Below are 13663 nucleotides of genomic sequence, written 5' to 3'. Positions count from 1 at the left end.
AAAAAGAACCCATCTGAAAGGAGAATGGAAAATGACAAGACCGTATATTGGTGTACCTATGGGCGATCCAGCAGGAATCGGCCCAGAAATTGTAGTGAAGTCCTTAGCTGATGAGAAGGTAAACGAGGTGGCAAAGGTTGTGGTGGTCGGTGATAAAGATACCCTAGAACAGGCCATGAAGTTTACCAACACGACTTTAGAAATTAACGTAATAGAGAATGTGGAAGATGGACGATATGAGGTAGGCATACTGAATCTAATGGACCTGAACAATGTGAACGTAGATCAGTTAAAGATCGGTGAAGTGCAGGGCATGGCAGGAATCGCAGCCTTTGAATATATTAAAAAGGTCATCGATTTAGCTCTGGCTAAAAAGGTAGATGCCATCGCTACAACACCCATCAACAAAGAGGCATTAAAGGCAGGAAATGTAGATTATATTGGACATACAGAGATATTGGCAGATTTAACAGATACCCACGACCCATTAACCATGTTTGAAGTGTTCGACCTAAGAGTTTTCTTCCTTTCAAGACATGTTTCTTTAAAGAAAGCGTGTGAGATGGTAACGACAGAAAGGGTTTTGGACTATATCCAAAGATCCGTTGCAGCTTTAGAACGATTAGGAATCCAAAATCCTAAAATAGCCGTTGCGGGGCTGAACCCTCACAGTGGAGAGCATGGACTATTCGGTAGAGAAGAAGTAGATGAAATTGTGCCGGCTATTGAAAAAGCACAGAAACTAGGGATTGATGTGTTGGGACCAGTGCCAGCAGATTCCGTGTTCTATTTTGGACTGAAGGGAAGCTACGATGCCGTTCTATCTTTATACCACGACCAAGGTCATATCGCCACCAAGATGGTAGATTTTGAGAGAACGATTTCTATTACAAACAATATGCCGTTTTTAAGAACCTCTGTAGACCATGGAACTGCCTTTAATATTGCAGGAACAGGGAAAGCAAGTGCAGTGAGCATGATCGAAGCTATTTTGCTGGCAGCGAAATATGCGCCAAATTTTAATAAATAAGAATTGAGTTTACAATTAAAAAGGAGGATACACATATGGACGTAACCGTATCTGGTGGACAAATGATATTGGGTTTAGTAATCGGTATTACATTGCTGATCGTTCTCATCATTAAGACGAAGATTCACGCTTTCCCAGCCCTAATTATTGCGGCGGCAACAACTGGACTAATTGGTGGAATGCCTTCCAATGATGTTTTAAGTGCTATTTCCAGTGGCTTTGGAAGCACCTTAGGAAGCATTGGGATCATTATCGGATTTGGTGTAATGATGGGAGAGCTTTTCGAGGCATCCGGCGCAGCGGAAAGAATGGCTCAAACCTTTATTAAGATCTTAGGAAAGGACCGGGAAGAATGGGCCTTAGGCATCACAGGATTTATTGTCTCCATTCCGATCTTCTGTGACTCTGGCTTCGTTATCCTATCTCCCTTGGTGAAAGCGATTTCAAGAAAGACAAAGAAATCCGTAGTATCCTTAGGAGTCTCATTAGCTGTTGGGCTTGTAATCACACACTCCCTTGTACCGCCAACACCAGGACCTGTAGGCGTTGCCGGTATCTTTGGTGTAAACGTGGGCAGCATCATCCTTTGGGGTACAGTCATCGCTATCCCGATGGCCATTGCAGCAATCCTATACGGTAAATGGATTGGGGATAGAATCTATCAAATTCCTAGTGAAGATGGTGAAGGGTGGACAAGAACGAGAGTTGAAGGCTCTGGTGCTGGATTTATTGGGGAAAACGATGGTAGAGAACTCCCTTCAATATTTATGGCCTTTGCTCCAATTATTGTGCCGGTCATTTTGATTCTTTTAAATACCATTTCTACAGCCATGAAGCTGGAAGGCAGTGCAGTGAACACGATTACCTTCTTAGGTACACCCGTAATTGCTGTCGGTATCGGTCTTCTGATCTCTATTTATGGCTTAACATCAAAGCTTAGTAAGGAAGAAACCATTGAAAAAATGGAGCAAGGAATCAGATCCGCAGGAATTATCATATTAGTTACCGGTGGTGGCGGTGCCCTGGGAACGGTTCTAAGAAATAGTGGCGCAGGGAACTATATCGCTCAACTAATCGCTCAAACCAGCATACCGGCCATATTGCTTCCATTTATCATCGCTTCCTTAGTTCGATTGATACAAGGAAGTGGTACCGTTGCCATGATTACAGCAGCATCCATCACTGCACCTATTATTGCGACACTGGATGTAAATCCTGTATTTGCAGCATTGGCAGCTTGCGTTGGTTCACTTGTGTTCTCTTACTTCAATGATAGCTACTTCTGGGTAGTGAACCGGATGCTAGGGATTAAGGACGCAAAAGAGCAGATGAAGGTGTGGTCTGTGACTTCGACCATTGCCTGGGCGGTTGGTTTAGTCACACTATTGATTTTGAATGCCATATTTGGGTAGAATATAAACGGATAGAGAGGATATGAAAAAAGCCTAGATGGATGAATCTAGGCTTTTTCATGTTGCTCTGAAAACTTGCCAATGATATAATGTTTAATTATTAAGATAGGATTCAAGAACGGTTTTTTTCAGATTGCATATAATAGAGATACGAATAAGTGGAAAGGAGCAAAATAAATGATCAGTAATTCTCAAATCGTGATTCGATTGTTGCTTTCGGCATTATTGGGCGGGTTAATCGGAATGGAGAGGGAAGCCAACAATAGACCAGCGGGACTGAGGACCCACGTTTTGGTTACCATCGGTTCTGCCCTGATCATGATGATATCCATCGATGGTTTTCGTGATATCATAGCCAGTGGCCGAACTGGAGACCCTGGTAGGATTGCTTCCCAAGTTGTAAGTGGTATTGGTTTCCTAGGGGCTGGTACGATTATGCGAAATGGTAACAATATAACGGGGCTAACGACTGCGGCAAGTCTTTGGGCCTGCGGTGGAATTGGCTTAGCCATTGGTAGTGGCTACTATTTCGGTGCGCTGATTACGGTGGCAATTATATTATTTACCTTAATGAAGCTGGGTAGCGTAGAAAAAAGTATTATGCGAACAAAATATAAAGTGATGGCGGTAAGCTGTAGTGAAAGACCGGGTCTTGTAGGAGAAATTGGATGCATTCTAGGAAATCATAGTATGGATATTCGAGACATTCGGTTTATCCGAGATAGTGATGAACCGGACAGCAAAACCGTAGAGATCCATTTCGCACTAAAGGTTCCACATAGCTATCCCAATACAATGTTATTGGAGGATATATGCAGTGTAAAGGGCGTTGAGAAATCGGGATGGATCAATTAAAAATTTTTAAATAATATGGAATAAAAAATCTTCTATTAAGCAAACTACTTAATGGGAGGTGTTCATATGAACATAAAATTAACACAAAAAGAGAGAATGCTTTTACAGGACCAAAAAAGTCACGAAGAACTATGCGTAAAGAAGTATACGGAAGCAGCAAATAAGGCGCAGGACCCACAGCTCAAGCAGATATTTCAGAAAATTGGACAGCATGAACAGCAGCATTTAAACACAATCAACCAAATCCTAGGGGGCCAAGTGCCACAGATGAACAGTGGACAGCAAAGTCAGAGCCAAGGGCAAGGAAACCAACAATCTGGTAGCCAAAGCAATCAAGGAATGAAGATGATGCAAAGTGGAGGTACACCTGCTTCCTACAATCAAAAGGATAAAGAGCTTTGTGACGATTTACTTATGACAGAGAAATACGTTTCAGGCACATACGATATCACCATCTTTGAATGTGTAGATTGTAACTTAAGAGATACATTGAATCATATTCAAAAAGAAGAACAACAGCACGGCGAAGAAATATTCAACTATATGTACAACCAAGGAATGTATACACCACAATAAGCTGATGGGTATGGGGACGGTTCTCACTGTCGCATTTTGATGCGACAACGAGAACCGTCCCTATTTCGTACAATGTTGAGAAATGAACCTTTGCAAATACACCAGTAAAAGGAATCATAATATTTTTTTAAAAATTGATAAAACCCATTGACATACCATGGTAATTTTCATTATACTTATTTCTAGCAATAAAGTTTACTAATGATAAACAAAAAGTTTATTAAAAGGAATAAAGGGGGTATGGTGGTGAGCCAGCACATTATTGATTTAAAAAACATCACGAAGGTTTATGACAGCGACACATTGGTCTTAGACAATATAGATCTTTATATTAGAAAAAATGAATTCTTGACACTACTGGGACCAAGTGGATGTGGTAAAACTACTACGTTAAGAATTATTGGTGGCTTTGAGTACCCCACAGAAGGTGAAATATTCTTTGAAGGAAAGAAAATTAATGATTTGCCGCCTTATAAGAGACAGATCAATACGGTTTTTCAAAAGTATGCGCTATTTCCTAATATGAGTATATTTGAAAATATCGCTTTTGGCCTTAGAATAAAAAAAATGTCGGAAAAAGACATTCACATAAAAGTAGATGAAATGTTACAGCTTGTAGGTTTAAAAGGATACGGAAAAAGAAGTATTGACTCCTTAAGTGGTGGTCAGCAGCAAAGAATCGCCATAGCGAGGGCCTTGGTAAATGAGCCATCCGTACTTTTGTTAGACGAGCCCTTGGGGGCACTGGACCTAAAGCTTAGAAAAGAAATGCAAATCGAACTGAAGAAAATGCAGCAAAGGGTAGGAATTACCTTCGTATACGTTACCCATGACCAAGAAGAAGCCCTGACAATGTCCGATACCATTGCTGTTATGAACAGTGGCAAGATTCAGCAGATCGGTACGCCAGAAGATATCTATAACGAGCCCAAAACGGCTTTCATCGCCAATTTCATAGGCGAAAGTAATATTGTACAAGGTACCATGCTAAAGGACTATTTGGTTCAGTTTGCAAATCAGACCTTTGACTGTGTGGATAAGGCTTTTGAAAGCAGTCCAGAAGTCGATGTTGTTGTAAGACCGGAAGATATTGAAATAACTATGCCAGAGAATGGAATGTTAAAGGGTAGAGTGATTTCTACAACATTTAAAGGCGTTCATTATGAAATGATTGTGGAGGAAAATGAGAGACAGTGGAAGATACACAGTACCATCATGGCGCCCATCGGCAGCAATGTAGGGATGAATATCGCCCCTGATTTAATCCACATTATGAAAAGGAGTAGGTAATATGAAGCTAAAACAAAGAGCCATGGCTTACCCTTACGTTGTATGGTTATTAATTTTTATTGTGGTGCCCCTTCTTCTAGTGCTGTATTTCAGCTTGACCTCCAAAGATGGAGGTTTTACTTTGGAGAACTATCGACGATTTATGGACCCGGTTTATGGCAAGGTACTGCTGCGTTCTGTAAATCTGGCACTGGTATCCACCATTTGTTGTTTGATATTAGGATATCCAATGGCAATGATTATTGCTAAGACAGATCTTTCAAAGAGAAATTTAATGCTGCTTTTATTTGTACTACCGATGTGGATGAATTTCTTATTGAGAACCTATGCTTGGATGACCCTCCTTGGAAAAAACGGTGTCATCAATAGTCTGTTGCAGGCCTTAAGACTTCCTGCTTTGGATCTTCTGTATAACAATGGTGCAGTAATTCTGGGAATGGTGTACAACTTTCTGCCATTTATGATTCTGCCAATATATTCTGTTTTAAGTAAAATAGACAATACGCTATTAGAGGCAGCTCGGGACCTAGGCGCAAATGAAGTCATTGTTTTTAAAAAAATTATATTTCCAATGAGTATACCGGGGGTAATCTCTGGAATCACTATGGTTTTCATGCCAGCGCTGACAACCTTCGTTATCCCAAGGCTGTTAGGTGGCGGACAGTATATGTTGATCGGTAACCTAGTGGAGCAGCAGTTTACCTATGTTTATGACTGGAACTTTGGATCTGCCATCTCCATTATTATGATGTTATTTATTTTAATATCCATGGCAGCAACCTCTAAATACGATAATAAAGAGGAGGGTGGACTATGGTAGTAAAGTTTATGAAAAAATTCTATACTACGTTGATATTTCTATTCCTCTATGCACCGATATTCACGCTGATTGCATTTTCTTTCAACGAATCAAAGTCGAGAGGACGGTGGGGTGGATTTACCCTGCGGTGGTATAAAGAACTCTTCTATGATTCTGCCATAAAAAGTGCATTCTACTATACCATTGTAATTGCTTTATTGGCTGCTGTTATTTCTACCATTATAGGAACCATTGCAGCCGTGGGCATTTACAACATGAGCTTTTTAGGGAAGAAAGCAATTTTAAATTTAAACTATTTACCGGTTTTAAATCCGGATATCGTAACGGGCGTATCCTTGATGACCCTATTCATCTTCATTCGATTAGAATTGGGATTTGTGTCCATGCTGTTAGCACACGTTACTTTTTGTATCCCCTATGTGGTACTAGCCGTCCTACCGAAGCTAAAGCAATTGAACAAGCACTTAGCAGAGGCTGCTATGGACTTAGGAGCAACACCTTTCTATGCCTTTCGAAAGGTGATTTTACCGGAGATTATGCCAGGGATTTTTACAGGTGCTTTAATGGCATTTACGCTTTCCATTGACGACTTCGTTGTAAGCTTCTTCACAACGGGAGAAGGTGTTTCCAACCTATCCATAGCAGTTTATTCTATGGCGAGAAGAGGGATTAATCCCAAGATCAATGCCCTTTCCACGTTAATGTTTTTAGGCGTATTAATTTTACTATTGATCATAAATAAAAGAACCATTGTTGAAGATAAAGGAGGAAGATAAAATTGAAAAAAGGCTTTAAATTCATGAGTGTTTTAGTAGTGTCCTTGGTGGTGTCTCTATTCTTAGCAGGTTGCTCTTCTAGCGCCAAGGAGACATTAACCGTATACAATTGGGCAGATTATATAGACGAATCTGTAATCAAAGAATTTGAGAAGGAATTCGATGTAAGGGTAATCTATGATACCTTTTCTACAAATGAAGATATGTACGTAAAGCTGAAGTCCGGTGGTGCAAGCTATGATGTAGCATTCCCATCCGATTATATGATTGAACGTATGATCAAAGAAGATATGCTTCATAAGATCGATATGAGCAAGGTCGATAACTACAAGTATATTGACGCTCGATTCCAAAACCTAGATTTTGATCCCAGCAATGAATATTCCGTACCTTATATGTGGGGAACTGTAGGGTTATTGTATGATACAACAGTAGTAAAGGAGCCTGTAGATAGTTGGGAGCTTCTATGGGATGAGAAATATGCTGGACAGATTCTAATGATGGACAGCCAAAGAGATTCCATTGGTATCACTTTAAAGAAGCTTGGATTTTCTGTAAACTCTCGAGACAGCAAGGAATTAGAGCTTGCAAAGCAAGAGCTGATTCGGCAAAAGCCTTTGGTGATGGCTTACGTAGTCGATGAAGTAAAGGATATGATGATCGGTGGAGAGGCTGCAATTGCCATCGCTTGGTCCGGAGATGCGATGCTGATGATGGGACAAAATGAAAAACTAGCATACGTAGTTCCAAAGGAAGGCAGTAATTTATGGTTTGATAATATGGTAATTCCAAAGTCCGCTAAAAATAAGGAGCTGGCAGAGAAATTTATTAACTTTATGACTCGACCAGAAATCAGCTTAAAGAATGTAGAGTATATCGAATATTCTACACCAAACACAGGAACAATGGAGCTATTAGATGAAGAGCTTTTAAATAATCCCGTTGCGTATCCTTCCGATGATATTGTTGACAACTGTGAGGTATTCCTAGATCCAAGTGATTTCTTAAAGGAATACGACCGTATTTGGACAGAGATCAAAGCACATTAAGATTTCAGCTGAAAATATGCTATTTGTATAGCATTCAAAATAAGTCTCCTAAGCGTTAAAAATTAGGAGGCTTATTTTTGTATGACGATGCAGTGCAATAAGTATTTATACATTTTCTATAAAAAGAGAGTGACTATTTCCTAACGTAGTAAAATATGACTAAATTCAAAAAGAATAATTGACAAAGCCATAAATTAGTATAAAATGTAAAATGGAACAATATAAATTATTGGCTGTAGAATGATGTAACTTACTGTAATACAAAAATGACAATTGTAGGATTGTATATCCTAGAAAAATAATTTAAAATAGTATTAGAAGGGATGGAATAATATGAATCTAAATAGTATAGAAATACAAAAGATTATTCCTCATAGATATCCTTTTTTATTGGTGGACAAGATCATTGATATGGAAGTTGGAAAACGTGCAGTGGGTATTAAGAATGTAACGATTAATGAACCCTTTTTTCAAGGACATTTCCCAGACCAACCGATTATGCCAGGAGTTCTAATTGTAGAGGCCATGGCCCAGGTAGCAGCGGTGATCTGTATGGGGTCTGAAGAAAATGAGGGAAAGCTAGGGGTATTTACAGGGATAGACAATTGCAAATTTAGAAAACAGGTTGTACCAGGGGATGCACTTCATATAGAGATTGAAATGACAGCTTTTAGAAGAGGAATTGGAAAGGCAGAAGGAAAAGCATACGTAGATGGACAATTAGCTTGCTCTGCAAGTCTTACCTTTGCTTTGATCGATAAGGCATAGGATGAGAAAAAGTCATATTTCCAAGAAATCACAGCAGTTTAGCTAGACAATACTATAGGATGGAGAGACAAGGATGGAGCATCTTCGCAAGAAAGTATTATTTTTTATAGCTATGGTAGGCTTAGGTATCACCGCCAATCATCTGATCATTCAACTCATCATAAAATTAGACTATGTAGTTCGCACCGATTATTTAAATGCCATCATATATTCAGGTGGTATTCTGTGGGGCGTCATATCAACGAAGATATTGAATGCCAAGGAAGAACACTCTATGGACAGCAATAGAATACCGATCAGCTATTTAGAAGAATTAAATCAAAAAAACACATTAACCAATCTGCCCAATAAAATATCCTTAGAGAAAAGGTTTGAGGAGATGCTAGGGAGATCCCCTAAGGAGAATTTCAACATCTTATGTATCGACGTTGATGGCTTTAAAATGGTTAATGATACCCTAGGCTACGAAATTGGCGATCAAATACTAGTAAGAATTGCTGAACGGCTGAAAAAAACCATTAACAAAGAGGGCGAGCTGTTTCATATTCGAGGAGATGAGTTTGTTCTACTGATTCAAAAAGAAGACTCCATGGAGAAGATCCAAAAGCTATCGGAAACCATTATTAAAGCCATGGCCATGTCCTTTGTATTCAGTGAAAAAGAAATCCATTTAACTGTGAGCGTTGGAATTGCTGGATATCCTTGGGGAGGTTCCAATCTGAATCTATTGCTTCAAAACGCCCATATTGCTGTTCAGGCTGCGAAGGAAAGCAGCAAAAGTAAGCATTTGGTATATGATGATAGTATGAATATTAAAATGAACCGAAAGTTAGAGTTAATTAACAACTTACATAAAGCCTTAGAGAAAAAAGAATTTGAGCTGTATTACCAGCCTCAAATCGATAGTGAAACCAATGAGATTGTAGGATTAGAGGCATTACTTCGATGGCAAAATCCTACATTAGGGAGAGTATCTCCTGCAGAGTTCATTCCAGTGGCAGAAGAGACGGGTCTCATTATTCCCATCGGCGATTGGGTACTAAAAACGGCTTGTGCACAAAATGCCACTTGGCAAAAGGAAGGCTATAAGCCCATACCAGTTTCAGTTAATATTTCAACGATTCAATTTAATGAACCTTTATTTGTGGACAAGGTTGTAACGATACTGAAGGAAACCACATTAAATCCGAAATGGCTCCACCTTGAGATTACAGAAAGTGTTGCCATTAATGATGCAACGCTGACCATTAATGTTCTAAACAGACTTCAGAAAATCGGTGTAAAAATCGCTTTGGATGACTTCGGCACAGGATTTTCATCCTTAGGCTATTTAAGTAAGTTTAAAATCAATGTGCTGAAAATCGATTCTTCCTTTGTGCAGGATATTGGGGAAGATGAATCTACTATAACGAAAACCATCATTGTCTTAGGAAAGAACTTGAATATGGAAGTTGTAGCGGAAGGCGTAGAGACAAATGAACAACTGGATTATTTGAAGAACGCAGGCTGTGATATCATACAGGGATATCTATTCAGTTCTCCCTTGCCAGCAGGACAAATAGAAAAAATGTTTAAATTAGCAGCATAGGATGAGGAAAATGTGGTATATAATATAAGAGGATAAAAAATAGAGGACAAAGGAGAATATAATATGACAGATCATAATCACGAACACGAATGTTGCGGGGGCCACGGCCACGACCATGACGACCACGAATGTTGTGGCGGACATGGGCATGAACAGGATCACCACGAATGTTGCGGTGGCGGTCATCACCACCATGATCATGATGGATGCGGATGCCACGATCACGACCATGGAGAAGACTATCAAATGATTCAGCTTGCTTTAGAGGACGGTAGCGAAGTTAGTGCTGCTGTTTTAGAAATATTCGAATTAGACGGTAAGGAATATATAGCCTTATTACCAGTTGGAGAAGAAAACGTACTGCTTTATGAATTTAAAGAGGACGAAGAAGGAATACAATTGACGAATATTGAGACAGACGAAGCCTTCGAAAAAGTATCTCAAGCATTCTTAGAGCTTTTAGAGTTTGATGAGGAAGACGAAGAAGAGGAATAATGAAGAAGGGGCGACCCTTCTTTTTTTATAACCGAACCCACAGGAAATATATAAGAAAAATGTAATATATTTTTAATATTAGCTTAAAGGATTTATATTATAATAAAAGCAACAGGACCAACAATATATCAAGCTAGGAGATGAAAAAATGAACATGAAAATAAAAAAAATAGGTATATTTTTAATTATAGGCGTAATGGCGGTTGCTTTATTTGGATGTAAAGCCAAGCAACCTGGAGGAAATCCAGGTAAGGATGATGAAGTTATTGAGCCAGCACCAGAGGGAACAGAGAAAACAGTCATTAAATTGTATTTTGCAAATGAAGAATATATCGTAACTGGAAATGAAGACTTAGATGAAGTCGTTGTTGTGGAGAGGGAAATAGAGCTAGATGAAAAGCCAGTGGCAGAAGTTGTTTTAGAAGAATTAAAGAAAGATCCTGAAAGCGATAAATTTAGAACGTTAGTGAGCAAGCTTAAGGTTCTCGGCATCGAAACAAAAGGAGATACTGTTTACGTAAATATATCCTCAGAGAATCTCAATGGAGGTTCTATGGAGGAAATGCTCCTATTGAACCAAATCGTGTACTCGCTCACAGAGCTTGAAGATGTAGAAGCGGTACAGTTTTTAGTAGATGGAGAGATTAGAGAAACCTTAATGGGGCATATAGAAATAGATAAACCCATCAGAAGATAAATCATATAAGGCATATTTTCCCCCGAAAATTATATCTTATATAAAGAACCTAAGAGAATGCTCTTAGGTTCTTTATATAGGTGGATAAAAATTACGCAAATACGATTATAATTTGAGGCGGATTCATATATAATGGTATAGATATGGGGTGATTGAATGGAACAAATATTGGATATTATTACAAAGGAGTTAATGGTACTGTTTATTGCGGCATTGCCATTAGTAGAGCTTAGGGGAGCCATCCCCATTGGGGTATCCATGGGGATGAGTCCCATCCATGCAACCTTTTTAGGGATTATAGGAAGTCTTTTGCCAGTACCCTTCCTGCTATTTTTGTTAAAGCCAATTTTTATAAAGCTGAGAAAAACAAAAAACTTCAGGGGCATGGTGGATAAAATTGTAAAAGATACGTTGAGAAAAACCGATACCATAAAGAAATACAGTGTCATTGGACTGATTGTTTTTGTAGCGATTCCACTGCCGGGCACAGGTGTGTGGTCTGGAAGTTTGGCCGCAATCCTGTTTAATATACGAATAAAGCACGCATTTCCCGCTATTGCCCTCGGCAATGCCATTGCAGGGATGATCATGTTTGTTCTGAGTCACATTGTAGTCAACGTATAAAAAATCTTCTTCTTTGTAAAAAAAATGTTGACATATAGTAAACTCAATGGTACTATTATTCTAGTCACAATTAAATAAAAATCTTGATGCCTTATCAAGAGCGGTGGAGGGATAGGCCCTATGAAACCCGGCAACCATAGTGTGAATACACGTTTGGTGCTAAATCCTACAGAATATTTATTCTGAAAGATGAGGAGATACGCGAATAATACGACCTCTTTCTGCGGAATGAGGTCTTTTTTTATGATCTAACCTAATTTATGCGACCAAGGAAAGTCGTAAATTGATGGTAGATCAACAGTGGGAATGCCAATTTTATTCACTGAAAGGAGAATGAAATTGTGTCATGAGACTGTAAAATAAATTCGTAGATTCAATCATTAAGGTATCAGAAAGATTATCATCATTGTAAAATGGAAAAAATAAAGTGTAGAAAAACGAAGGAGGGTTTTGAATGTTTAAAAAATTATTTACTTCAGAATCAGTAACAGAGGGACATCCAGATAAAATGTGCGATCAGATTTCAGACGCCATCTTAGATGCCATATTAGAAAAGGATCCAGCTGCTAGGGTTGCGTGTGAAACCAGTGTTTCCACAGGTCTTGTGTTAGTGGCAGGAGAGATTACAACAAAGTGTTACGTAGATATTCCTAAAATTGTTAGAAAAACAATCGAAGAAATTGGATATACAAGAGCAAAATACGGTTTCGACTCAGATACCTGTGCCGTATTAACAGCAATCAATGAGCAATCTGCAGATATTGCACTAGGCGTTGACGAAGCTCTTGAAAGTAAAAAAGGAGAGCACAGAGACGAGCTAGAAGCCATTGGAGCAGGGGATCAAGGAATTATGTTTGGTTTTGCTTGCAACGAAACACCGGAGCTAATGCCACTGCCAATCTCTTTAGCTCACAAACTAGCTAAAAGATTATCCGATGTTAGAAAAGATGGTACCATCGGTTACTTAAGACCGGATGGAAAAACTCAGGTTACAGTTGAATACGACGGGGACAAGCCTGTTAGAGTCGATACGATTGTTATTTCTACACAGCATGGACCAGAAGTAGACGCAGCAACCATCGAAAAAGATATGATTGAACACGTAGTTCAAAAAATAGTTCCAGCAGAGCTTTTAGATGAAAATACCAGATACTTTATCAACCCAACTGGACGTTTCGTTATCGGCGGACCTCAAGGAGATGCTGGTTTAACAGGAAGAAAAATTATTGTAGATACTTACGGAGGATATGCGCGTCACGGTGGCGGTGCATTCTCTGGAAAGGATGCGACAAAGGTAGACCGTTCCGCTGCATACGCTGCTCGATACGTTGCTAAAAACATTGTAGCGGCAGGCCTTGCAGACAAATGTGAAATAGAGCTTGCCTATGCGATTGGTGTTTCAAGACCGATTTCTATATTGGTTGAAACATTTGGAACAGGCAAAATAGCAGAAGCAGACATCGCTGAGCTGATTGGAAAGCATTTCGATCTAAGACCAGCAGCCATTATTCGAGATTTAGGACTAAGAAACCCTGGCTATAGAAATGTTGCAGCATACGGACATTTTGGAAGAGCAGATCTAGATCTTACTTGGGAAAGAACAGACAAAGCAGAACTATTAAGAAAAGAAGCAGGACTATAGGAGAATAAAAGAAATGGAGATCTATCTACAATGGATATGTC

14 protein-coding genes and 1 riboswitch are annotated in these 13663 nt (G+C 39.2%); all 14 genes read left to right on the top strand.

Going from position 1 to position 13663, the window contains the following annotated elements; all coding sequences use genetic code 11:
* Positions 1 to 31 precede the first annotated feature (31 nt).
* A complete protein-coding gene (gene pdxA, locus CLOS_RS13440) occupies positions 32 to 1030 on the top strand; it encodes a 4-hydroxythreonine-4-phosphate dehydrogenase PdxA (protein ID WP_012160382.1) in 999 nt (332 codons plus the stop codon).
* 35 nt (positions 1031 to 1065) lie between these two features.
* Positions 1066 to 2442: a GntP family permease gene (locus CLOS_RS13435; protein ID WP_012160381.1), complete on the top strand. Its 1377-nt coding sequence runs from the start codon at positions 1066 to 1068 to the stop codon at positions 2440 to 2442.
* A 177-nt stretch (positions 2443 to 2619) separates the two neighbouring features.
* Positions 2620 to 3297 (top strand): MgtC/SapB family protein, encoded by a 678-nt coding sequence (locus CLOS_RS13430; protein WP_012160380.1) that lies wholly within the window; start codon positions 2620 to 2622, stop codon positions 3295 to 3297.
* A 66-nt stretch (positions 3298 to 3363) separates the two neighbouring features.
* Entirely contained in the window at positions 3364 to 3873 is a 510-nt protein-coding gene (locus CLOS_RS13425; RefSeq protein WP_012160379.1) for a spore coat protein, read from the top strand.
* A gap of 246 nt (positions 3874 to 4119) precedes the next feature.
* Complete coding sequence (gene potA, locus CLOS_RS13420) at positions 4120 to 5163, top strand: spermidine/putrescine ABC transporter ATP-binding protein (RefSeq protein ID WP_012160378.1); 1044 nt, start codon at positions 4120 to 4122, stop codon at positions 5161 to 5163.
* Between the two features lies 1 nt (position 5164).
* On the top strand, positions 5165 to 5983 hold the full coding sequence (locus CLOS_RS13415; RefSeq protein ID WP_012160377.1) for an ABC transporter permease: 819 nt from the start codon (positions 5165 to 5167) through the stop codon (positions 5981 to 5983).
* Positions 5977 to 6759, top strand: a complete 783-nt coding sequence (locus CLOS_RS13410) for an ABC transporter permease (RefSeq protein ID WP_012160376.1) — start codon at positions 5977 to 5979, stop codon at positions 6757 to 6759. Before CLOS_RS13415 ends, CLOS_RS13410 begins: the two co-directional genes overlap by 7 nt.
* A 2-nt stretch (positions 6760 to 6761) precedes the next feature.
* A complete protein-coding gene (locus tag CLOS_RS13405) occupies positions 6762 to 7808 on the top strand; it encodes an ABC transporter substrate-binding protein (RefSeq protein ID WP_012160375.1) in 1047 nt (348 codons plus the stop codon).
* Positions 7809 to 8141: 333 nt separating this feature from the next.
* Positions 8142 to 8576: a 3-hydroxyacyl-ACP dehydratase FabZ gene (gene fabZ, locus CLOS_RS13400; protein ID WP_012160374.1), complete on the top strand. Its 435-nt coding sequence runs from the start codon at positions 8142 to 8144 to the stop codon at positions 8574 to 8576.
* Between the two features lie 73 nt (positions 8577 to 8649).
* Entirely contained in the window at positions 8650 to 10164 is a 1515-nt protein-coding gene (locus CLOS_RS13395) for a putative bifunctional diguanylate cyclase/phosphodiesterase (protein ID WP_012160373.1), read from the top strand.
* A gap of 63 nt (positions 10165 to 10227) precedes the next feature.
* Positions 10228 to 10659, top strand: coding sequence for a DUF1292 domain-containing protein (locus CLOS_RS16375; protein ID WP_012160372.1), 432 nt, complete (start codon positions 10228 to 10230; stop codon positions 10657 to 10659).
* Between the two features lie 148 nt (positions 10660 to 10807).
* Positions 10808 to 11356: a GerMN domain-containing protein gene (locus tag CLOS_RS15365; RefSeq protein ID WP_012160371.1), complete on the top strand. Its 549-nt coding sequence runs from the start codon at positions 10808 to 10810 to the stop codon at positions 11354 to 11356.
* A gap of 156 nt (positions 11357 to 11512) precedes the next feature.
* The gene (locus CLOS_RS13380) at positions 11513 to 11980 is read left to right on the top strand and encodes a COG2426 family protein (protein WP_012160370.1); all 468 of its coding nucleotides are present in this window, start codon (positions 11513 to 11515) and stop codon (positions 11978 to 11980) included.
* Positions 11981 to 12068: 88 nt separating this feature from the next.
* Positions 12069 to 12176, top strand: a riboswitch (SAM riboswitch).
* Positions 12177 to 12434: 258 nt separating this feature from the next.
* Positions 12435 to 13622: a methionine adenosyltransferase gene (metK, locus tag CLOS_RS13375; protein ID WP_012160369.1), complete on the top strand. Its 1188-nt coding sequence runs from the start codon at positions 12435 to 12437 to the stop codon at positions 13620 to 13622.
* The last annotated feature ends 41 nt before the right edge of the window (positions 13623 to 13663 follow it).

Source organism: Alkaliphilus oremlandii OhILAs (assembly GCF_000018325.1).
Lineage (GTDB): Bacteria > Bacillota > Clostridia > Peptostreptococcales > Natronincolaceae > Alkaliphilus_B > Alkaliphilus_B oremlandii.
The sequence above is the reverse complement of the archived record's forward strand: the minus strand, read 5'-3'. Positions and strand labels throughout refer to the sequence as shown.